We start from the raw sequence: 22,613 nt of genomic DNA, 5'->3' as shown, positions 1-22,613 counted from the left end.
CTGTTCAAGTCTTGAGCGAACTACTCGAAGAAGACAGAGATTTTATTAAACATCGAGGGATCTGACTGGTTGCGGGCCACTTTCACCACATCTTCCAGTTTGTCGATCTGGCTCATCATCTGCTCAAGGCGCTGGTCGTCATTCACCAATAGCCAGATCCGGCTATGGTCGCTGCCGTGGATCGGCAGACAGAGAATGCCCTCCACGTTAAACGCACGGCGGGCAAATAGCCCGCAGACGTGAGTCATTACGCCAGGGTGGTTGCGCACAGTAAGCTCCAGAATAACGTTTTCATGAGTTTGTTTTTGCATGGCTTATTCCCCCACCATTTCGCTATTCGCCGCACCCGGCGGAACCATCGGATACACTTTTTCTTCCGCGTCGATACGCACGTGGATCAGCGCCGGGCCAGGGCGGTTGATAATCGCCTGCAGCGCCGCCTGCGGATCCGTTTCGTTGTTCAAATCGCAGGTTTCAAGACCGAAACCGGCGGCAATTTGCATAAAGTTAATCATGCCCGGGTAGGTGGCGGCAAATACCCCCTGCTTGTAGAACAGGCTCTGCTGTTGATGCACCAGCCCCAGCGCCTGGTTGTTCATCAGGATAATCTTCACGTCGAGCTGGTTTTCCGCCGCCGTCGCCATCTCCTGGATGTTCATCATCAGGCTGCCGTCGCCGGAAAAGCACAGCACCTTCTTGTTCGGGTTCGCCAGCGCCGCGCCAATCGCCGCAGGCAGACCGAAACCCATGGTGCCCAGGCCGCCGGAGGTCAGCCACTGACGCGGACGGTTCAGCGGGTAGGCCTGCGCCGCCCACATCTGATGCTGGCCCACGTCGGTGGTGATGATCGCGTTGTCGTCTACGCAGGCGGCTACAGCGTTGATCAGGCCGTAATGGCTGAGCGGGTCGCCCGCTTGCGGAATCGCCCCCGGGAACTCTTGTTGCAGCTCGGCGACTTTACCGCGCCACTCGGTACGCGGCTGCGCGTCAATCTGCGGCAGCAGCTGCGCCAGAACGTCATCCACATCCGCCTGAATCGCCACGTGCGCCTGCTTGATTTTGCCCAGCTCGGCGCGATCGATATCCACGTGAATAATTTTCGCGTTCGGGCAGAACTCCGCCACTTTACCCGTCGCCCGGTCATCAAAACGTGCACCTAAAACCACCAGAAAATCAGATTGTTGCAGAATAAAGTTGGTGCTGCGCGCGCCGTGCATGCCCAGCATGCCTAACGACAGCGGATGCGCTTTCGGCAGCATGCCCAGCGCCATCAGGGTCATGGTGGTTGGCAGGTTGGCTTTCTCGGCCAGTTCGCGTACGCGTTCCGGCGCGTTAATCACCCCGCCGCCCAGATAAAGCACCGGACGCTGCGCGGCGTTAATCATCGCCGCCGCTTCGCTGACGCTCCCGGCGCTGAATTCCGGCGTGGCGGCGCGGCCGCCCGGTTCCGGCAGCTCGCTGATGTCGATTTCGGCAGTCTGCACATCCTTAGGAATGTCTATCCACACCGGGCCAGGGCGACCCGACTGCGCAATCCGGAAGGCATCAGCAATAACCTGCGGTAATTCATTGATGTTGCGGACTAAGTAGTTGTGTTTGGTGATGGGGATAGAGATACCGTAGGTGTCGACTTCCTGGAACGCGTCGGTACCGATTAACGAGGAGGCCACCTGGCCGGTGATACACACCAGCGGAATAGAGTCGAGGCGCGCATCGGCAATGGCGGTCACCAGGTTGGTGGCGCCGGGGCCGCTACAGGCCATACACACCGCCGGTTTACCCTGGGTGCGCGCCATGCCCTGGGCAATAAAGCCCGCGCCCTGCTCGTGTCGCGCCAGAATATGACGGATTTGCGTGCTCTGGCTTAACGCGTCATACAGCGGAAGCACCGTGCCGCCGGGGATGCCGGTCACCATGGTGATACCCTGACGCTCCAGTAAATGAACGATTAACTGCGCGCCCGTAAACCGGGTCGGTTGTGATGTTGTGCCCGAACTTGCCATGCTCCAGTCCTTTTATTCTGGGCCGACCATCCGGGAAGGGGCTAGAAACTAAAAACCCCGCCCGGTTTGCGCCGGCGGGGTTTGGAATCGTGTGTGTTCCTGACCCTACGGCGCATTGCCGACGACCACCACCACACGCACGACGACCACCGCGGCTGGTAGCGCGGTTTTTAGTAGGGTCGAAGTCATCATGGATGGAGTCATTCAGGGTCTGTCTCATCATTCGTTAAGTGAATTTATACAAACACAGCTTTTTCAGGCTGACAATGGAAATATTTTCATCTGCGTAAAAATGCAGCAAAGATCACATTTCCGCGCGGAGGGAAATCCTCTGAACTGTCCCGATTCTCCCCTATTTCTGGCCCTGTTTTCCGCCAGTGGGTTGTGTTACGTTTTGGTGAATTCTCCCTACACCACGCATGATCATGACGCTTTCTGTTTTCTGCATTTTGCTGTTTGCCGCGCTGCTGCACGCGAGCTGGAACGCCATCGTCAAGGCGGGAAACGATAAACTCTATTCGGCGATCGGCGTCACCGGCTCCGCCGCATTGATAGCACTGGTACTCATTCCCTTCGCGCCTGCGCCATCGGCGGCCAGCGTACCGTTTATGATCGCTTCGACGGTTTTACAGGTGATCTACACCGTGCTGGTGGCGAAAACCTATCAAATTTCCGATATGAGCCAAACCTACCCACTGATGCGTGGCACCGCGCCGCTGCTGGTCGCCATCATCAGCGTGCTGTTTCTGGGCGATCGTCTTTCTATGCTGGCCTGGTGCGGCATTGCGGTGATTTGTACGGCAATATTAGGGATGGCGCTTAATGGCCGCGGCGGTTCGCAGCGAGGCGTGGTGTTAGCACTGCTGAACGCCTGGATTATTGCCGGATATACGCTGATTGACGGTACCGGCGTCCGTCTCTCCGACACGGCGCTGGGCTATACGCTATGGTCCTTTTTCCTTAACGGCGCCAGCCTGCTCTGCTGGGCGATGCTTGCCCGCCGTCGCGAGGCGTCGAGATATCTGGCGCAGAACTGGAAAAAGGGTATGCTCGGCGGAATGGGCACCATGGGTTCGTACGGGCTGGCGCTGTGGGCCATGACTCAGGCGCCGCTGGCGGTCGTCGCCGCGCTGCGCGAAACCTCAATTTTGTTTGGCGCGCTGATCGCCTGGCTGTTGCTGAAAGAACGGGTGGCGGGCATTCGCCTGGTCGCCGCCTGCGGCATTGCCGCCGGGGCGATAGTGCTGCGGCTATCCTGAAAAACTGGCAACTATTGTTGCCGATCGACGTGTATAAATCCTGCCTGCGTCACACATTTCATTTACATGACACATGATTAAACCGCCACCGCAGTGTGGTAGATTCCTCTCCGATTTGGCGCATAGCCTGGATGTTTATTCTTACAAACCTAAATTCCATAAAGTAATCAGCGAAATGAAAAGAGATAGAAACGTCAACATCCTGGTGATGCTGGTGTTGCTGGTGGCTGTCGGCCAGATGGCACAGACCATTTATATTCCCGCTATCGCCCAGATGGCGAGCGACCTCAACGTGCGTGAAGGGGCTGTGCAGAGCGTGATGGCGGCGTACCTGCTGACTTACGGCGTTTCCCAGCTGTTTTACGGCCCATTGTCCGACCGCGTGGGACGTCGTCCTGTGATCCTCGCGGGAATGTCGATTTTTATGCTGGCGACGCTGGTTGCCATCACCACCCACAGCCTGACGGTGCTGATTGCCGCCAGCGCCTTACAGGGAATGGGCACCGGCGTCGGCGGCGTGATGGCGCGGACGCTGCCGCGCGATCTGTATGAAGGCAGCCAGCTGCGCCACGCCAACAGCCTGTTAAACATGGGGATTCTGGTAAGCCCCCTGCTGGCACCGCTGATTGGCGGCGTGCTGGAAACGCTGATTAACTGGCGGGCCTGCTACGGTTTCCTGCTTGTGCTGTGTGCGGGCGTCACCTTCAGTATGGCGCGCTGGATGCCGGAGACGCGTCCGAGTGGCGCGCCCAAAACCCGGCTTATCAGCAGCTATAAAACGCTGTTCGGCAACAGCGGCTTTAACTGCTACCTGCTCATGCTGATTGGCGGTCTGGCCGGAATTGCGGTGTTTGAAGCGAGCTCGGGCGTGCTGATGGGCGGCGTGTTGGGCCTCAGCAGCATGACGGTCAGCATCCTGTTTATCCTGCCGATTCCGGCGGCATTCTTCGGCGCATGGTTCGCCGGGCGGCCAAAAAAACGCTTCCCGACGCTCATGTGGCAGTCGGTAGTGAGCTGTCTGTTAGCCGGGCTGATGATGTGGATCCCAGGCCTGTTTGGCGTGATGAATATCTGGACGCTGCTGGTCCCCGCCGCGCTGTTCTTCTTCGGCGCAGGTATGCTGTTCCCACTGGCCACCAGCGGCGCGATGGAGCCGTTCCCGTTCCTCGCCGGTACCGCCGGGGCGCTGGTGGGCGGGCTGCAAAACATCGGCTCCGGCGTGCTGGCCTGGCTGTCGGCGATGATGCCGCAAACCGGGCAGAGCAGCATCGGACTGCTGATGACGCTGATGGGGCTGCTGATTTTCCTCTGCTGGCTGCCGCTGGCGTCACGCTTTGCGCATCAGGGCCAGGCGGTGTAATCGCGTCTGACCGTTGCCTGATGGCGCTTCGCTTATCAGGCCTACATTGGGCATGAGTAGGCCGGGTAAGGCGGAGCCGCCACCCGGCATAAAACGCCTATTTAACCTGCCCCTGAAGCCAACCAATAAACGCCTCAATTTTCGGCCACTGCCTGCCGGGCAGCGTGGTGACGTAGTAATGCTGGTGGCATTTCAGCGCCATATCGCCAAAAGGCGCGACCAGCTCTCCGCTGTCGAGACGTTTTTGCACCAGCCTCTTTCTCCCCATCGCCACGCCGATATGGTTCATTGCCGCAATCACCGCTAAATCAGAACGATCGAAACCAATACCCGACGATGTCGGCAAATTTGCCGCATAATGCTACGCCCAGCTGTGCCATTCATCCGTTCCCGAATCGTTACTCCATGCCTGCCTGTCGTGCAGCAACGTACAGTGCGGCAAGTTCAGCAGTGATCCCATCAGGTCATAGCGACGGGCGTATTCCGGGCTGCATACTGGCAAAATCTCTTCGTCCATCAGAAAATGGTGCGTAAGCTGCGCGGACGGCGCATCGTCAAAATTCAGCGGCATTTTCGGCATTTTGTGACCGCAACAATGGCACGTTTTCGAGCTGGCGAACCACTGATCCAGTTTGACCAGGTGAACCCCTGCTGACTCCGCTTTGTAGGCGAGTTTTTTCACAAATCCAGACCATGCCGCATCCCCGATATGACGGGCGAGGTGGCGGTTTTTCATCATGTTTACTGATTTCAGCGTTTCCACAATCACCGCTTGGTTTTCGTCGATAATTCGTCTGGAAAGTTTATGCTGGAAGTCAGCACGGCCATTGGCTACCCGTTCGTGTTGTGCGGCAAGGCATATGAGTGCTTTGCGGCGGTTTGTACTTCCCTGCTTCTTGCGGGATAGCGCTTTGCTGTCACGGCGTAAACGGCGATGGGCGTTGACCAGGTGGCGAGGGTTTAACACCTTGCCGCCATCATTGCCGATCAGGTAATGTGACAATCCCAAATCATAACCCGTCACACGTGTGATGTAAGTCGGTTTTGCTGCCGCGTCCTGTCCATCGTCTGCGAGTATTGAGGCATAATATTTGCCCGCCGCGTTACGGGTGATCGTGATGCTGGAAATCTTACCGACAATCTCACGGTGAATGTTCGCCCGGATAGGCTTTAATTTCGGCAACTGGATAGCGTCAGTTAATACTTTCCCGTTGGGATGGTAGCTGGATTGTTTGCCCTGTTTACTTTTGAAAGTAGGGAATCCAGCCCGCTTCTGAAAGAAGTTAGCAAATGCTCTGTCCAGATTGATCACCGCTTGCTGTAGCGCCAGCGAGTCAAATTCTTTGAGCCAGCTATAACGGCGTGACTTCTTCACCACGGCCAGCAACGGCTTTATATCGCGTGTTGGCTTGAGTGAAACGCCGTGGCGCTGGTACATATGGCGGCTGATATGAAGAGCTTTATTGTACGTGAACCGAACCGCCCCGAACTGAGCATTCAGGAATGCGGCCTGTTCGCCGGTCGGGTAAATGCGGACTTTAGTCGCTCTTTTCATCTCGGCTCCCGTTCAGTAAACTGGTTATTTATACACCATTCTGCGCTACATTTTTTGATACCAGGCAAAAAATAGGTAGCGCCCCTTATATCCCCGTCCGATTGGACAAGGGTTTACGGGTATTTGCTAAGCGCGAAGAGACTGACTATGGAAAACATTCAAACACTTATCGCCCAGTATCCTTTAGTGGAAGACCTGGTCGCTCTCAAAGAGACCACCTGGTTTAACCCTGGCACCACCTCTCTTGCGGAAGGTTTACCCTATGTTGGCCTGGCCGAGCACGATGTGCAGGATGCTCACGCTCGTCTGACACGCTTCGCGCCGTACCTGGCACAGGCCTTCCCGGAAACCGCAGCTACCGGCGGCATTATTGAGTCTGAGCTGGCTGCAATCCCGGCGATGCAAAAACGCCTGGAAAAAGAGTACGGGCAGCTTATCCGCGGCGAAATCCTGCTGAAAAAAGACAGCCACCTGCCGATTTCCGGCTCAATTAAAGCGCGCGGCGGCATTTATGAAGTGCTGACCCACGCGGAAAAACTGGCGCTGGAAGCCGGTCTGCTGACGACAGAAGATGATTACAGCATTCTGCTTTCACCTGAATTTAAACAGTTTTTCAGCCAGTACAGCATCGCGGTAGGCTCTACCGGCAACCTCGGGATGTCTATCGGCATCATGAGCGCCCGCATCGGCTTTAAGGTGACGGTACATATGTCTGCCGACGCGCGCGCATGGAAAAAAGCCAAACTACGCAGCCACGGCGTAACGGTTGTGGAGTACGAAGAAGATTACGGCGTAGCGGTTGAGCAGGGCCGTAAAGCGGCACAGTCCGATCCGAACTGCTTCTTTATTGATGATGAAAACTCCCGCACGCTGTTTTTAGGTTACGCGGTGGCCGGGCAGCGTCTGAAGGCGCAGCTCGCGCAGCAGGGTCGCGTGGTGGATTCTGACCATCCGCTGTTTGTCTACCTGCCGTGCGGCGTCGGCGGCGGTCCTGGCGGGGTGGCGTTTGGTCTGAAGCTGGCGTTTGGCGATAACGTACACTGCTTCTTCGCCGAGCCGACCCATTCACCCTGCATGCTGCTGGGGATTTATACCGGGCTGCACGATACCATTTCCGTGCAGGACATTGGCATCGACAACCTGACGGCGGCGGATGGGCTGGCGGTGGGCCGCGCTTCGGGGTTTGTCGGCCGGGCGATGGAACGTCTGCTCGACGGTCTGTACACCCTGGACGATCAGACGATGTACGACATGCTGGGCTGGCTGGCGCAGGAAGAAGGGATTCGCCTTGAGCCTTCAGCGCTGGCGGGGATGGCCGGTCCGCAACACGTTTGCGCCTCTGCTGACTATCAGCAGATGCACGGCTTCAGCGCCGACCAGCTCAATCACGCTACCCATCTGGTATGGGCAACCGGCGGCGGCATGGTACCGGAAGTCGAAATGGCGCAGTACCTGGCGAAAGGGCGCTAAGCCACGCTGACCCCAAGCAGCATCGCCGCCGTTGCGCGATGCTGCTTTATCACAATCGTGCCACTTATCCCGCCATTGTGGCATCTCAGGTCAAAGCGTATTGCCGCGCGTCACACTCCATTCTTCTGCGTCCCCGGCATTAAAACGGCGTCGATATACTCCGGTTTATCTCGTAACCCTACGATAAACCGGAGAACACAATGCAACAGGCTGATAAATCTGTCGGCCGGGGCGGCTTCACCCTGCTCATCTGGGTGCTGCTTTTGCTTCTCGGCTGCGTACTGTTTTTCTTTTCGCTCGACCGACAAATTGTTTCCATTCTCAAAACCACGCTGATGCAGGAGCTGGGGCTGGATAACAGCGATTATTCGGTGCTGATCAGCGCCTTTATGATCCCCTACACCTTCATGTATTTCTTCGTCGGCGGCATCGTTGACCGCTTCGGCAGCCGCTACGTGCTGTGCGCGCTGATGGTGTTAATGTCGCTCGCCACGCTGATTACCGGCCTTTCCCACTCCATGACCGGCCTCATTACAGGCCGCATTTTACTGGGGCTGGCGGAATCCGGGATTGTGCCCGCGCTGACGCTGGCGGTTTTCACCTGGTTTCGCGCCGAGCAGCGTGCTTTTGCCTTCCAGTTAACCAATATCATTCAGTCGCTGGGGCTAATTATCGCCCCGTCATTCGTGGCGTGGGTGACGCTGTCCACCGGCTGGCGCTGGGCGTTTTTTATTCCGGCGATGGCGGGCATGGTGGTCGGCGTTCTGTGGTTTATCTCCAGCCGCAAAACGCCGCCAGCGGCGGAAGATGTGTTGCAGGATACTGCCGCTGGCGTACCGCTGGTTGAACGCTACAAAATGGTGCTCACCTCAAAGCCTATCTGGGCGCTGCTGATCGCGCGCCTGCTGACCGACCCGTTCTGGTTCTTCTACCAGTACTGGCAGATGGGCTTTATGCAGGAGAAAATCGGCCTGACGCTGGCGGAGGTTGGCAAGTTGATGTGGCTGCCGCCGCTGGTGGCCGTGTTCGGCGTGCTGGCGGTGTGCTGGGCTTCAGACCGTCTCGTCGCGCGCGGTATGGACGCCACCCGCGCCCGTTTAACCATCATCTGGTCGGTAACCTGTCTTGCGCCGCTGGTGTTCCTGCTGCCGTCCATCAGCAATGCCTGGGCCGCCGTCGCCATCATGACGGTGATTAATTTCATGTGCACCGCCTGGCTCAGCATGGCGACCATCATGATGGGCGGTCTGGCCCCGCGCGTGGCGATTGCCACCGCCATCGGCGTGATGAGCGCATTGGGCGGCGTCACCTCAATTATCTTTAACGGCTTTGTCGGTTCTATCATCGACCACTTTGGCTACTCGATGCCGATTTACGCCGGTGCGACGCTGCATCCGATTGGCGCACTGGTGCTGGCCGCCTTTTTCTTACGTCGTAAAAAATCCTTTATTGCTCGTCCGGAGACCGTCTGATGACTGATATCGTTGTTGCGCCCGTGGCCCACGCCTGCGCAGATTTCACCGTACTCTATTGCCTGATGAACCACGAAAACCACCAGTTTGCCGCGTGGTATGACGCGGCCCACCGCATCACCGTCGGCCAGCGTCGTCTGCCCGATGGCCCGTGGCAGACGTTTCAGCCGCAAGGTTTCTGGTTACCCGAGCGTGAACGTTACGCCCATATAACGGATTTCGATTCCCACAATTACTTGACGATGGCCGTCGATAGCGCCGGATACCTGCATCTTTCCGGCAATATGCACGTCGATCCGTTAATTTACTTCCGCAGCCGCCGGCCGCTGGACATCACTACGCTGGAGTGCGTTCCGGCGATGACCGGCGAGCGGGAAGCACGCGCCACCTACCCGGTATTCTTTAAGGACGTGCAGGGGCGGTTGATATTCCGCTACCGCGACGGCTGCAGCGGCAACGGCGACGATCTGTACAATATTTTCGACACCGAACGCCAGCAATGGTCACGCCTGTTAGAAACGCCGCTGCTGAACGGTGAAGGGGCGCGCAACGGCTACGCCCGCCAGCCGCTGCTGGGGCCGGACGGCTACTGGCATATGGTGTGGATGTGGCGCGAAACGCCGCACTGCGAAACCAACAATAATCTCTCCTACGTGCGCAGCCGTGACCTGCAACGCTGGGAGAAATCAGACGGTACGCCGCTCGCGCTGCCGATTGCTCGCCACCAGGGTGAAATTGTCGATAACGCCGGGATCGGCGGCGGGTTAATCAACATGGTGCAGGAGGTGGGTTTCGATAACGATGCCCGCCCGGTGCTGATTTACCATCGTTATGATGATCGGGGGCTATCGCAAGCGTATCTGGCGCGCCCGGATGGCAAAGGCAGCTGGCAAAAAGCGCAGATCAGTCAGTGGGATTTTCGCTGGGACTTCAACGGCGGCGGATCTATCCCGCCCGACGTGACTCTCAGCGCGCCGCGGGCGATTGGCGGCGGGAAAATAGCAGTGGAATGGACCTCGACGTGGGCCGGAAGCGGCGTGTGGATTATTGATGACCGGACGCTTACCGTTGTGGAAACTCGCCCTCTCACGCCGCCGCTGCCAGCCGATCAATGGCAACCCCGACAGAACGTTGCGCCACAGGCGGAAGTACAACTGGTGGCCGCGCAGAACAGCGATTACAGCCCACAAAACCGCTATTGGTTGCGCTGGGAAGCGCTGCCTATTTTCCGCGACGTGCCGCACGAGGCGAAAACCGGATCCACGCTGCTGGAGGTGATAGAAGTGCGGCACTAAAAAAGCGCGCCAGCCAGGACAGTGGCTGGCGCGTATTCTTGCGCATCAGGCGTTCGCCAGCAGCTTCGCCTTCTCCTCTTCTTCCTGCTGAGCCTGCTGCGTTTCCAGCATTTTCTTCTCATACACCTTGAAGAACGGGTAGTAGATCGCCAGCGAGATAAAGAAGCAGATAAACACCAGACCGCAGGCAATCAGGTTCCAGTTGGTGGTGATCAACGCCCCCAGCGGGGCCGGAATAGTAAACGGCGGTTTGACCATCATGCGTGGGATCAGCCCGCTGATGGTAAAGAGATACACCACCACCGTATTAACCATCGGCGCCAGGATAAACGGCACCGCCAGAATCGGGTTCATGACGATCGGCGCGCCGAAAATCATCGGCTCATTGATGTTGAACAGGCCGGGAATAAACGACAGCTTCCCAAGTGATTTCAGATAGATAACTTTCGATCGTATAAACAATACCACCAGCGCCAACGTGGAGCCGGTACCGCCCATCTGCGCGTACCACTGGAAAAACTGCTCGGTGAAGATATTTGGTAGATCGTAAGCGCTGGTCCCGGCCTGGAACAGCTCCATATTCTGCACGATCGCCTGGTCCCACAGTGGGCGAATCAGCGGCCCCATCACCGCGTGTCCGTGAATCCCAAACACCCAGAACAGGTCGATAAAGAACTGCGTGACGATACCGCCGAACAGGTTAGTACCGGTCATAAAGCCCTTCAGCGGCATGATGATGTAGCTGATGATGGCGTTAATATCGATATTCAGGAAGTGTCGCGGTACCCAGAAAATCAGCACCACCGCCAGCGTCGGGAACAGCGCCGAGAAGGAGCTGGCAACCACCGGAGGGACGCCTGCCGGCATCTTGATTTCAATATTGCGGACTTTAATAAAGCGATAGATTTCAATGGCAATCAGTGAGGAAATGATCGCCCCAAATAGCCCCTGCGAGCTGAGCGAGGCCACGGGAATATAGCGTCCGGATATCGCCTCACCGGCCACGGTGACGCCCTCTTTAATATTCACCGGCACAATCATCAGCAGCGTGGCGAGCATCGCCAGCAGCCCGCTGGTCACGTCGTTGAGTTTATAGCTTTTCCCCAAAAACGAACCGATGGTAAACGCGGCGTACAGCGACATCAGGCCGACGGTAAAGCGGAAAGGGACATCAAGAATATCGCGCCATGGCGCAATAAAATCCATGTATCCTTTAATCGGAATATTGAGCAGAATAACGAAAAATGACCCGACAATCGTCAGCGGTAAAATAGAGATTAAGCCGTTTCGAATCGCCTGCATATGGCGCTGGTTGCCAATGGCATTGGCTACCGGCAACATTTTTTCGGCCAGCCGTTCAAAGAAAGACATGTTACTCCTCCTGGAAACCGTTATTGGCAATCACCATGGAGAACCACTGCCCGGATTTTTTCAGCGACCGCTGCTGGGTCGCTAAATCAAGACGGTAGAATCCGTAGCGATTTTTATAGGCGTTTTGCCACGACCAGCAGTCAATAAACGTCCACATGTGGTAGCCCAGGCAATTGCTGCCGTCGGCCATCGCCTGATGGAGATATCCCAGATGTTCTTTCAGGAATGCAATTCGGTAATCGTCCTGAATCTGGCCGTTCACCATAAATTGCTCTTCGTCCTGAATACCAATGCCATTTTCAGAAACGAACCACGGTAAATTGCCGTAGCGTTCTTTCACCACCATGGCGATGTCATAAAGCGCTGCAGGGTAAATCTCAATACCGCGCGAGGTATTCATCCTGCGTCCCGGCATGATGTATTCTTCGAAGAAACGTTCCGGAACAAAACCGTGCGGTTCTGCCAGCGGCGTTTCACGCGCTTTGACACGGCGCGGGCGGTAGTAGTTAATGCCCAGCAGATCGATACGCGTATTGGCAATCAACGTACAATCTTCCGCCAAATATTCCGGCAGCTGGTCATGTTCGCGCAAAATAGCCACCAGCGCTTCCGGATAACGCCCCAGTAAAATAGGCTCGTTGATGCTGCGGGTATAAAAGAGATCGGCCATCGCCGCGGCCTGCAAATCCTCCGCTGAGTCGCTGCGCGGATAGACCGGAATAACGTCCATAATAATGCCAATCTGCCCGGTCAGACCCAGCTCGCGCCACGCCGCTACCGCTTTACAGTGCGCCAGCACAATGTGATGCAGCACCTGAGCCGCGCGGCGGAAATCGGTAACATAAGGATAATGGCGAGGGTGTAAATACCCGGCTTCCGCCGGAATTAACGGTTCATTGAAGGTAAACCAATACCGCACGCGGTCGCCGAACAGTTGATAGCAAATACGTGCATAGCGAGCAAAAGCGTCAATCACTTCACGATTTTCAAAGCCGCCCTTTTCCTGCAGCGCCATCGGCATATCGAAGTGATAGAGATTAATAAAAGGTTCAATGCCTTGCGCGTGTAATTCATCAATCACCGCGTTATAAAAGACAACCGCCTGCGGATTCACCTCACCGTCACCATCGGGAATCAGACGTGACCAGGAAATAGAGGTGCGAAATGAGTTCAGGCCAATGTCTTTGGCACGTTGAATGTCTTCCCGATAATGCTGATAAAACGTCGAGGTATCATCCGCCGTGACGCCCTGAAAAAAACGCTCATTAAAGTGGTGTGAAGCATAATCCCAGATATTATCGCCTTTGCCATCGCCGGGAATACGGCCTTCAGACTGGGTCGCGCTGGTCGCCGTCCCCCACCAGAAATTATCAGGAAAACGATATTCCATAATCGCTGTCCTTATTGTGCTTTGGCTAATAAAGACAGCGCATGATCCAGAACTTTATCGCCCTGCATCGAGCCATATTGCATCATATCAATGGCGGCCACCGGCACCCCTTGCGGCTCGGCGACGGCAGATAAACGCTGAAGCTGGAATTTCACCTGCGGGCCTAACAAAATAACGTCGGCGTCCTCAATAATCTGCTCGAATTCAGAAACCGGGACGGCGGTAATGTCCACATCAATATCGCGGCTGGCGGCAGATTGTTTCATTCTTTCAACTAACATACTGGTCGACATGCCCGCAGCGCAGCATAAAAAGATCTTTTTCATCATTTTCCCCTGGCGTTATATGCGTGGTATTCCGCAAAAATGCGGCCAAATATATTCTGCGTAGTCGGCCAGGAGGCGGCAAGTGAAGGGAGGCACAAAACCGATTTATATCGCTGGTACTTTTGTTGTTTGAAATGAGAGAAAAGATAATTTACCACTCATAAACAGCAAGATAGAAATGTTACTTTTATTTTCTGCCGTGTTATTTTTATTCGTTTTTATGCGTTACCTCCCACTCTGGTCAGCTAGCGGCATTGATTCGGCGAAACACCAAACTGACGACGAAAGGCACGAGAAAAGTAGCTCACGTCGCCAAATCCACAACGCGAGGCAATCTCGTTCACCGAGTCGCTGGTAAAACGCAGCTGATAGCGTGATTGCAGCAGCCGCAGGCGGGCGAGATACTGCTGTGGTGAAACACCGGTATAGTCGCTGAAACCGCGCTGCAAGGTGCGCCGCGAGAGGCTAAACGTCTGGCACAACGCGTCCAGATCGAGCGGCTGCTGCCATTGACCGTTCAGATGAATCAGCACCTGGCTGATGCGATCTGCGCTGGAGTGAAAATCTTGCGTTTTATAGCGCCAGAGGTTCAGCGTGTGCAACACTTCGAGAAAAATCATCTCCTTGTGACTTTCTGCCAATATTGGGTCGCTAAACTCCTCTGCCTTATGGCTCGCCAGACGCTCAAATACGCGCTGCATAATGCCGATGTCCAGCTGCCAGACGTTGCTCTCCCCCTCCTGCGGCAGCAGATAATCGATATGCTTGATAAAGTTGAAGCTGTCACGCCCCAGATAAAGCAGGTTTACCTGCTGCAAATCCTTCATCTCTTCGAACAGGTGATAGTCCTGGCGATTGAGGTAACACAGCGTGCCGCTGCTCAGCAGGTAGGGTTTTTCATTGATGACATGAATCCCACTACCGCTGCCCACCAGAAACAGTTCGCAGTACTCATGGCTATGCTCGTGGCTGATGCTTTTCTCCGGATGCCAGAAATGAAAGACCACGCTCTCCTGCGGATGGCGAAAATGGGTATCACGGGGTAGCACAAGCGACATAGACACTCCTGGCGGATTTTCACTCAGAGTGATAGTGATACCAGAATGAACGGAAGGTACCTTGAGCTGTTTGCCACCCTGCAACGGCAGTTGGCAAACAGAGAAAGCTTATCGGCCCTGATTTAACATCGCCATTAATTCCATCGGTGAGCGCCGCTGTTTGAGCAGATCGCGCATCGCCTTCATGTGCGGCGCGCTGTAGGTGAAGAAGCGGCGGTAGCCCGCGCAGAGCGCGCTTTTCCCGCCAGAGTGGCGGTGTTTGGGGCAGTCGCCGTGACAAAAACGCAGCACCGAGCACTGGCGACATGATGCGGCCAGCCCGCGCTGTTTTTGCTGCCCGAAGGCTATGGCTGCCGGCGAGGCGTTCAGCGCCTGTAGCGTCTGCTGATGAATATTACCGAGATAATAATCGGGGTAAACGTAGTGGTCGCACTGGTAGAGATCGCCGTTGGCTTCCAGAGCAAAGGCGTGGCCGCAGGTTTCGCTAAACGCGCACATTTGCGACGGATAGCCGCTCCAGACGCCGAGCGTCGAGTCAAATAACTGCACATACACCCGGCCAATATCTTCGCGCACCCAAAGGTCGAACACGTCAGTTAAGAACGTGCCCCACGCATCGTCGGTGACCGATTCGGCGCGGAGCTTGCCGCTCTCGTCGCGTTCGACCAGCGGAATAAACTGCAGGAACGGCGTGCCGAGACCGCGCAGATAACGATAGAGACGCTGCGGCTGCTGGCTGTTCAGACGGTTCACCACCACCAGCAGATTAAACTCGACGCCGTGTTTCACCAGCGTCTCAATCGCCTTCATCACCTTATGATGCGTCGGTTTGCCGCTGCGGTTAACGCGCCAGGCGTCGTGGAGATCGGCCGGGCCGTCCAGCGAAATGCCGACCAGCCAGCCATTGTCGCGAAAGAAGCGGCACCAGTCATCGTTGAGCAGCAGGCCGTTAGTCTGGAACGCATTGTGGATCTGTTTGCCGTTGGCGTACTGGCGTTGCAGCGCCAGCGCACGCTGGAAAAATGCCAGCCCGCACAGCGTGGGCTCCCCACCCTGCCAGGCAAAGATGACCTCCGGCCCCGGCTGCGCCGCGATATGCTGGCTAATAAACCGCTCCAGCGTGGCATCGTCCATCATCGGCTGTTCAGGCTTTTCGAGGTAGAAACAGTAGCGGCAGTTGAGATTACAGCGAGAACTGGCCGGCTTGGCCATCACCTGACATCCTGTCATGTAAAATCCCTGATAAAAATAATGAGTTGGCAAATGTGGGTAACAGCAAACAATATTGCGAGGGATAACACCGCGAGGGAGATCAAAAATTTGTCACGCACGACCCGAGGCTGCACAAAATCGTTCTGCGCAACATCCATGATGTTGCGATTACGGGTGTACTGCCAGAGGATAAGCGCGACGATCGCCAGAACGGCGATTGAAATCCAGAATAGCATCCCGGCCTGATGCCAGTTGTGCTTGAGCGCCAGCGCCATCAGCGCGCCGTAGCCCAGCAGCGTGCGGAACCAGGCCAGCGAGGTGCGTTCGGGCTGCAGTCCAGGGTCGGACTGCCGCCGGGCTTTGCGACTATCCGGCATACAGCACCAACACCATCACGATCACCGCCACAATCATCAGGATAACGCTGATGACCAGCAGGCTGTGGGTATAGGGGAGATCCTCTTTCAGCCGCATCGCCTTCTCATTACGCAGCCAGCGCAGATAGCCATAAATCGCCAGACCACCGGCAAACAGGCACAACATCAGCGCTAGCGCTTCGCGAATCACCGGCGTAGCAAAGTCTGGCGCCAGCTGATCCAGCCCGACGCCCGCCGCCAGAAAGCCCAGTGAGGTACGAATCCAGGCCAGAAACGTACGCTCGTTGGCCAGCGAGAAGCGGTAATCGGGCGCTTCTCCAAGGCGGGAAATTTTCATGACAACTCCTTTTCTGTCATTAACAAGGTAGGTTACGCGCTATTTTTTGAGAGTAGCATTAACGCGCAGCATCTCCTTTGTGTCCAGTTTATAGAACGCTTTTGCTGTCACCGCGCACAGTAAATAGCAAATACCGGGCGCAATGGTAAACAGCAGCGTGATGGTGGTGATTGTCGCACTGGTTTGTGACGCCGCGCCTGCCTGATAACCGCCCGCCGCCAGCATCCAGCCAATCAATGCACCGCCCACCGCCAGACCCATTTTAAGTACGAACAGCGTTCCCGCAAAGCTGATACCGGTCAGGCGCTTACCGTTGCAGGCTTCCCCGTAATCGACGGTATCAGCCATCATCACCCATTTAATGGGCGTCATCACCTGGTGAAGCACGCCGATGATAAAGATCAAACCAAACATCAGCGTGACCGTATCCATCGGGACAAAGAACATGCAAAAGCTCAGGAGAGTCAGCGCCACGTTGCAACTAATAAACACCTTCACCTTGCAAAATTTTCCGGTAAGCGGTTTGGCAATTGCGCTCCCCACAATATTGCCAACGCAGTAGGTAGTCAGGAAAATGGAAAACAGTTTTGGCGACTCCATAATCCACGTGACGTAATACATCATCGCCCCGCCGCGCACCGAGGTACCAATAATGGCAAAGACCGTCAAATAGCCCACTACTCGCCACTGATCGTTCTGCCAGATATCCTTTAAATCGCTAAGCATTCCCTTAAAACCGCTGCTGGTCGGCGGCGCAACGACACGCTCTTTGGTTGTCGCAAAGCAGATGAAAAACATAATAATCGCCAACACGGCCAGAATGGCGATACTCATCTGGAAGCCATAGGCTTTGTCATCGCCGCCTATCCATTCGACCATTTTCATCATCAGCGCCGTTGAAAGCATGCCGCCAGCGGTGGCCAGCACAAAGCGCCATGACTGCATAGAGATACGCTGCTGTGGATCATTGGTGATGACAGCACCTAGCGCGCAGTAGGGAATATTCACGATAGTATAGAGCAACGTTAATACAATATAAGTCACTGTGGCATAAACCATTTTCCCACCCAGAGACAGGTCGGGAACGGTATAGGTAAAGTAGCAACTGATACCAAACGGAATCGCGGACCAGAGAATCCACGGACGGAATTTTCCCCAGCGCGTCCGGGTACGGTCGGCGATCAGCCCCATGCAAGGATCGGAGATAGCGTCCAGTATACGCGTCACTAAAAACATGGTACCAACAAAGGCCGCGGGCAAACCCGCGATATCGGTATAAAAAAACATGAGGTAAAGCATGACGTTGTCAAAGACAATATGGCTTGCCGCATCGCCAAGGCTATAACCTATTTTTTCTTTTAAAGAGAGAATGTGATCGCTCATACCACTTCCTGTGTTGTGAATTAAAGTGGTGACATAGTAGAGATAGCATTTCTGATATCGTTATTATGATTTTTAATTAGCTGGTTATGTTTATTTTTATTTGTGAGGAGTCTCGCATATATCCTGGAATATATTCATGGAGAATATTTATAATTACAAAACAATAATCAATCAACTTACCACATTAATTAATAATAGGATTTCCCCGTCATAATCATTCCCACTCAAAACACAAAACATCAATTCCGTTACGATATTCCACAACCAATTTATGATAATTCTCATTTGTGATCCCTATCCCGTACAAGCCACGGTAATAACCTTTAGTTTTCCGCAACTGAAAATAGCGCCCGCACAGGAGAAGTGATGAAAGCTATAATGGTTATGTATGATTCATTAAATAGACATTATCTAAGCCCATATAATGCCAGCTGGACCCATACACCTAATTTTTCCCGGCTCGCAAAAAACAGCATGGTATTTGATAAAAGCTATGTGGGTAGCCTGCCGTGCATGCCAGCCAGGCGTGAATTGCATACCGGGCGCTATAATTTTCTGCACCGCAGCTGGGGGCCATTAGAACCGTTCGACGACTCTTGTTTCGAAATTATGAAAAATAATGGCGTGCACAGCCATTTAATCAGCGACCATTATCATTATTGGGAAGACGGTGGCTGTACCTACCATAATCGCTATGCATCGTGGGAAATCGTACGCGGACAGGAAGGGGACCATTGGGAACCCGATATTATAAAATACGAGTTTCCCCCGCACCTTGGACAAATGATGTCGCAAGACCAGGCAAACCGGGAAAAAATACTTCAACAGGATAAATTCCCTATCGAAAAAACATTTGATCTGGGAATGGAATTTATCGAAAAATTCCACGCTGAAGATAACTGGTTTTTACAAATTGAAACGTTCGATCCACACGAACCCTTTTTCCATCGCCGCCAGGCAGAGAAAAAAACGGGCCCAATATTCGACTGGCCGAACTATGCGCAGGTAACAGACAAAGAGCGTCCATGGGCGGATAACTTACGTGAAGAGTACCGTGGTTTGCTGGACATGTGCGACGTCGGTATTGGCCGCGTACTCGACATGATGGATAAATACAATTTGTGGGAAGACACCTTACTGATTATTAATACCGATCACGGTTATTTACTGGGTGAGCACGACTGGTGGGCCAAAGCCAACGATGCCAATTTCTATGAAGAAGTCTCGCATACGCCTTTATTTATCTACGATCCGCGCAGTAAGAAAACGGGCAGAAGCCGCCAGCTTGTGCAGACCATTGATTTAGCCCCCACGCTGCTGGATTACTTTAATCTCCCAGTCCCGCAGGACATGCAGGGTAAAGCGCTAAAAGAAACGATTGCTAACGATGTTGCGGTAAGAGAAACCGCGCTCTTTGGCGTCTATGGCGCGCAGGTCAGCTGCACGGACGGTACCTGGGTGTATACGCATGCGCCCACCCAGGCGAACCGCCCGCTGAATCACTACACGCTTATGCCAACGCATATGCGTCACCCGTTCACGCCGCAGGAGCTTCAACATAGCGAAATGGTGGAGCCCTTTAGCTTCACGAAGGGCTGCCGACTGATGAAAATTGCCGATATCGGCCTTGGTATGGTGCCACTAAAGCATAACTGGCAAAGCGTACTATTTAACGTAAGCGATGACCCTCAACAGGCGGTTCCACAGCATAACCCAACCGTCGTGGCACGATTAAAGAAAGAGATCGTTCGCCTGATGACCGAAAACGATGCCCCAGAAGAACAGTACGAACGGCTGGGGCTGGAAAAATATTAAACCAATACACGAGGTAATTATGAATAATCCATCCTTAATTGAAACGATCTCCGTTACCGTCAATCCCTACGATCAAAATTTATTATCTGCTAATATTAATATTTCCTCGACCGTATCCCTAAAATTTAGCTATATCGTTAATGGAAAAACCAGCGATGTAGATTTTACATATTCCAGCGAAGTATTCACGACAAACCCAGTGATTCCTGTGATTGGATTATATGCTAATACCATCAATGAAATCGATGTTGTTGTAGAAGATCTATCCGGCAACAAAGAGACCACTACTGTCTATGCCGATACCACTGGTCAGGACTATGGTGATGTCGCATTGAATATCAACATAGAAATTCTTGATGAGACTATTGCTAAGACATCTATAAATAACGGTTGGTTAATGACAAGTTATTTTAATGGCTACGACAAAAATGGCGATATACGTATTACAGGGTTATATCAATGGGGAACAACCCCATTAAAAACACATGATGGCTCAATCATTGCCGGTGATAATATATTTGGTTACTACTATGCAACAACATTGTATGCCATCAACTTATTAGGCAAGGTCAATAAGACGATTAATGCTCCAGACGGCTTTGGCTTTCATCATGATGTTACATGGGATTCAACGGGAAATATCTTTGTTCTCGCTACCATGCTTGAAGATCAAACCGACAGTAATAAGCTCGAATCCATAGTCGCAAAAATAGATGCCACTACAGGAGAAATAATATGGTCAGTTGATTATTCTGAGCAATTTTACAACTCTGACGTGCTGGCAAACTCAGACACCAATGACGTACATATCAACACGATTGATTATATTGAGAAGTTAGATCAAATAATCATTAATTCTCGTTCCACATGCACTATTTTTGCAATTTCCCCTGATGACGGTGAAATTATATGGATGATTGACAATCCTGCTAATGAAGTGCTTGATGAAAGCAAAAACCTCACAGCAATAAACGACTTTATTTATCCTAATGGAGAACATGCTGTATTCCTCACCGATAATACTAAATACGATAATTATTCCGGCGATAATCAATTAGTATTATCCGTTTTTAACAACAATTCATGCTTAAACGATGATGGTACGGACAATGTCAGAAAAATGGAGTCACCAAAAGATGATGACTATTATGCTGCGCCGGTTGATTCGCAAGCCGTAATATTAGGCATTGATCTAACAGCTCGTACAGTTGAACGATTGGATACATTTGCCGTTACAGGTGAACGTAGCGAGCTGCGGGGTTCGGTATTCCAGAATGGCGACAACTATGATGTTTTCTTTTGCGACGCGTATGATTTCTTTACCCTCGACACCAATAATACCATTGGAGTTCGCGCACTTGATATTGAAACCGTTACATCTTACCGAGCCAGAATATTCAGCTATGACGAATTGCGCGCGTTGATTTAATACGATGATAAAAACACGGAGACGATGTCATGAAAGCGATAATGGTCATGTTTGATTCCCTCTGCCGCCGGATGCTATCGCCCTACGGTGCGGCCGATGTGCAGACCCCGGGTTTTCAGCGTCTGGCGGAACATAGCCTGCGCTTCGACCAATCGTGGATTGGCTCAATGCCCTGTATGCCCGCTCGCCGCGATATGCACACCGGTCGCTATAATTTTCTGCATCGGGCCTGGGGGCCGATTGAACCGTTCGACGATTCACTGCCGGAAATACTGAAAAATAACGGTATTTATAGCCATTTAATTACCGATCACTACCACTACTGGCAGGATGGTGGCGCAACTTACCACAACCGCTACGCCTCGGCGGAGTTTGTTCGCGGGCAGGAGGTCGACGAGTACAAAGCGGCGATTATCGACCCGGCCTTTCCCGATAACTACGACCCGTCGCTGTCAGGCTGGCGTAAAGATCTTGAGAAGCGTGATTTCATCAACCGCTCCTATATGGATAGCGAAGAAAAAATGTGTACGCCGCAGGTTTTCTCGCTGGCTGAAGAATTCTTAGAGAAGCACCACGCCGAAGATAACTGGTTTTTACATCTGGAAGCCTTCGACCCGCATGAACCGTACTTTTCCTCGCCTGAATGTCAGGCACTGTACCCGGAAAACTACGATGGGCCGCACTTTGACTGGCCATTCTACCGCCAGGTTGAAGAGAGCCCAGAGATGGTTGAACACTGCAAAAATCGCGCCCGCGCCATGTTCTCGCTGTGCGATAAGTACCTGAATCGCCTGCTGGATATAATGGATAAACACAATCTCTGGCAAGACACGATGTTGATTGTGAATACCGATCACGGCTTTATGTTCGGCGAACACGGATGGTGGGCGAAAAATCTGCCGCCCAGCTACTGCGAGGTCGCCCATACCCCGTTGTTTATCTGGGACCCGCGCAGCCAGCATAAAAATGAGAGCCGACAAGGGCTGGCGTCGATGATCGATATGGCGCCTACGCTGCTGAAATTCTTCAATCTGGAGCCCACGGCAAATATGGACGGCAAGGACCTGCAGCCGGTCATAGAGAACGATACTCCGGTCCATGATTCGCTGATTTTTGGCTATTTCGGCAAAGAGGTGAATGTGACCGACGGACGCTATGTCTATATGCATGGCGGTAAAAACGGGCAGCCGGTCAACGAATACACGCTAATGCCCTGCTATATGAACTATCGGATGTCGCCAGAGCTGTTGGCAACCGCAACCTTCGTGCCACCGACGCAAAGCTTCCCGTTTGCCAAGGGCTGCCCGCTGCTCAAAATTCCGCAGCAATCGCAGGGTCTGGAGGAGACGCTGCTGTTTGATTTACAAGAGGATTACCAGCAGAACCATCCGCTGGATGCGCCGGAAATTGCCGCCAGGCTTGCGGGCGAGCTCCGACGCTGGATGATGAAAAACCAGGCGCCGGAAGAGCAATTTACGCGCCTGAATCTGTCCTGATATAA

19 protein-coding genes and 2 pseudogenes are annotated in these 22,613 nt (G+C 53.6%); 8 read left to right on the top strand and 13 right to left on the bottom strand.

Features of this window, described 5'->3' with window-relative positions; translation table 11 throughout:
* Nucleotides 1-20: 20 nt before the first annotated feature.
* The 3 genes from ilvN to ivbL form a co-directional block, all read right to left on the bottom strand.
* Nucleotides 21-311 (bottom strand): acetolactate synthase small subunit, encoded by a 291-nt coding sequence (ilvN, locus tag M989_RS00925; RefSeq protein WP_064540775.1) that lies wholly within the window; start codon nucleotides 309-311, stop codon nucleotides 21-23.
* 3 nt (nucleotides 312-314) lie between these two features.
* The gene (gene ilvB / locus M989_RS00920) at nucleotides 315-2,003 is read right to left on the bottom strand and encodes an acetolactate synthase large subunit (protein WP_064540772.1); all 1,689 of its coding nucleotides are present in this window, start codon (nucleotides 2,001-2,003) and stop codon (nucleotides 315-317) included.
* Nucleotides 2,004-2,108: 105 nt separating this feature from the next.
* Nucleotides 2,109-2,207 carry an ilvB operon leader peptide IvbL gene (gene ivbL, locus M989_RS24205; RefSeq protein ID WP_072277096.1) on the bottom strand — a complete coding sequence of 33 codons (99 nt, stop codon included), beginning with the start codon at nucleotides 2,205-2,207 and terminating at the stop codon, nucleotides 2,109-2,111.
* Nucleotides 2,208-2,428: 221 nt separating this feature from the next.
* Here ivbL and M989_RS00915 point away from each other — a divergent pair, with 221 nt between their 5' ends.
* Complete coding sequence (locus M989_RS00915) at nucleotides 2,429-3,262, top strand: DMT family transporter (RefSeq protein ID WP_064540769.1); 834 nt, start codon at nucleotides 2,429-2,431, stop codon at nucleotides 3,260-3,262.
* Between the two features lie 175 nt (nucleotides 3,263-3,437).
* Nucleotides 3,438-4,622: a multidrug efflux MFS transporter EmrD gene (gene emrD / locus M989_RS00910; protein ID WP_064540818.1), complete on the top strand. Its 1,185-nt coding sequence runs from the start codon at nucleotides 3,438-3,440 to the stop codon at nucleotides 4,620-4,622.
* Nucleotides 4,623-4,719: 97 nt separating this feature from the next.
* On the opposite strand, the pseudogene M989_RS25985 reads toward emrD, so the two are convergent.
* Nucleotides 4,720-5,193, bottom strand: a pseudogene (locus M989_RS25985) (LysR substrate-binding domain-containing protein); the annotation flags it as partial.
* Nucleotides 5,182-6,177 (bottom strand): annotated as a pseudogene (locus M989_RS00905) (RNA-guided endonuclease TnpB family protein); the annotation flags it as partial. The pseudogenes M989_RS00905 and M989_RS25985, both read right to left, overlap by 12 nt.
* Nucleotides 6,178-6,324: 147 nt before the next feature.
* On the opposite strand from M989_RS00905, the gene dsdA reads away from it, so the two are divergent.
* The 3 genes from dsdA (at nucleotide 6,325) to M989_RS00890 (ending at nucleotide 10,414) form a co-directional block, all read left to right on the top strand.
* Nucleotides 6,325-7,647 carry a D-serine ammonia-lyase gene (gene dsdA, locus M989_RS00900; protein ID WP_064540767.1) on the top strand — a complete coding sequence of 441 codons (1,323 nt, stop codon included), beginning with the start codon at nucleotides 6,325-6,327 and terminating at the stop codon, nucleotides 7,645-7,647.
* A gap of 200 nt (nucleotides 7,648-7,847) precedes the next feature.
* Nucleotides 7,848-9,119, top strand: a complete 1,272-nt coding sequence (locus tag M989_RS00895) for an MFS transporter (protein ID WP_064540763.1) — start codon at nucleotides 7,848-7,850, stop codon at nucleotides 9,117-9,119.
* Nucleotides 9,119-10,414 (top strand): BNR repeat-containing protein, encoded by a 1,296-nt coding sequence (locus tag M989_RS00890; protein ID WP_064540760.1) that lies wholly within the window; start codon nucleotides 9,119-9,121, stop codon nucleotides 10,412-10,414. Before M989_RS00895 ends, M989_RS00890 begins: the two co-directional genes overlap by 1 nt.
* A gap of 45 nt (nucleotides 10,415-10,459) precedes the next feature.
* Here the strand turns inward: M989_RS00890 and M989_RS00885 are convergent, their stop codons facing one another.
* The 8 genes from M989_RS00885 to M989_RS00850 all read right to left on the bottom strand — a co-directional run bounded on the left by M989_RS00885 (nucleotide 10,460) and on the right by M989_RS00850 (nucleotide 17,868).
* A complete protein-coding gene (locus M989_RS00885) occupies nucleotides 10,460-11,785 on the bottom strand; it encodes a PTS sugar transporter subunit IIC (protein ID WP_064540757.1) in 1,326 nt (441 codons plus the stop codon).
* A 1-nt stretch (nucleotide 11,786) separates the two neighbouring features.
* Nucleotides 11,787-13,175 (bottom strand): glycoside hydrolase family 1 protein, encoded by a 1,389-nt coding sequence (locus M989_RS00880; RefSeq protein WP_064540754.1) that lies wholly within the window; start codon nucleotides 13,173-13,175, stop codon nucleotides 11,787-11,789.
* Between the two features lie 11 nt (nucleotides 13,176-13,186).
* Nucleotides 13,187-13,501 carry a PTS sugar transporter subunit IIB gene (locus M989_RS00875; RefSeq protein ID WP_064540751.1) on the bottom strand — a complete coding sequence of 105 codons (315 nt, stop codon included), beginning with the start codon at nucleotides 13,499-13,501 and terminating at the stop codon, nucleotides 13,187-13,189.
* A gap of 245 nt (nucleotides 13,502-13,746) precedes the next feature.
* Nucleotides 13,747-14,559: a helix-turn-helix domain-containing protein gene (locus tag M989_RS00870; RefSeq protein ID WP_064540747.1), complete on the bottom strand. Its 813-nt coding sequence runs from the start codon at nucleotides 14,557-14,559 to the stop codon at nucleotides 13,747-13,749.
* A 108-nt stretch (nucleotides 14,560-14,667) separates the two neighbouring features.
* Nucleotides 14,668-15,789 (bottom strand): anaerobic sulfatase maturase, encoded by a 1,122-nt coding sequence (locus tag M989_RS00865; protein ID WP_167351040.1) that lies wholly within the window; start codon nucleotides 15,787-15,789, stop codon nucleotides 14,668-14,670.
* Entirely contained in the window at nucleotides 15,786-16,148 is a 363-nt protein-coding gene (locus M989_RS00860; RefSeq protein ID WP_064540741.1) for a DUF202 domain-containing protein, read from the bottom strand. The genes M989_RS00865 and M989_RS00860 overlap by 4 nt, the downstream gene beginning before the upstream one ends.
* Nucleotides 16,138-16,485, bottom strand: a complete 348-nt coding sequence (locus M989_RS00855) for a YidH family protein (RefSeq protein WP_064540738.1) — start codon at nucleotides 16,483-16,485, stop codon at nucleotides 16,138-16,140. Before M989_RS00855 ends, M989_RS00860 begins: the two co-directional genes overlap by 11 nt.
* A gap of 39 nt (nucleotides 16,486-16,524) precedes the next feature.
* Entirely contained in the window at nucleotides 16,525-17,868 is a 1,344-nt protein-coding gene (locus tag M989_RS00850; protein WP_064540735.1) for a glycoside-pentoside-hexuronide (GPH):cation symporter, read from the bottom strand.
* 366 nt (nucleotides 17,869-18,234) lie between these two features.
* Between M989_RS00850 and M989_RS00845 the strand changes: the two genes are divergently transcribed.
* Genes M989_RS00845 through M989_RS00835 form a run of 3 tightly spaced genes read left to right on the top strand, consistent with a single transcriptional unit; the run spans nucleotide 18,235 to nucleotide 22,608 of the window.
* The gene (locus tag M989_RS00845) at nucleotides 18,235-19,683 is read left to right on the top strand and encodes a sulfatase (RefSeq protein WP_064540732.1); all 1,449 of its coding nucleotides are present in this window, start codon (nucleotides 18,235-18,237) and stop codon (nucleotides 19,681-19,683) included.
* Nucleotides 19,637-21,112, top strand: coding sequence for an aryl-sulfate sulfotransferase (locus M989_RS00840; protein ID WP_083965106.1), 1,476 nt, complete (start codon nucleotides 19,637-19,639; stop codon nucleotides 21,110-21,112). The genes M989_RS00845 and M989_RS00840 overlap by 47 nt, the downstream gene beginning before the upstream one ends.
* A gap of 29 nt (nucleotides 21,113-21,141) precedes the next feature.
* Nucleotides 21,142-22,608: a sulfatase gene (locus M989_RS00835; protein ID WP_064540725.1), complete on the top strand. Its 1,467-nt coding sequence runs from the start codon at nucleotides 21,142-21,144 to the stop codon at nucleotides 22,606-22,608.
* Nucleotides 22,609-22,613 lie beyond the last annotated feature (5 nt).

The organism is Kluyvera georgiana ATCC 51603 (genome assembly GCF_001654985.1).
In the GTDB taxonomy this organism is placed as follows: domain Bacteria; phylum Pseudomonadota; class Gammaproteobacteria; order Enterobacterales; family Enterobacteriaceae; genus Kluyvera; species Kluyvera georgiana.
This window is presented reverse-complemented; position numbering and strand designations above follow the sequence as displayed.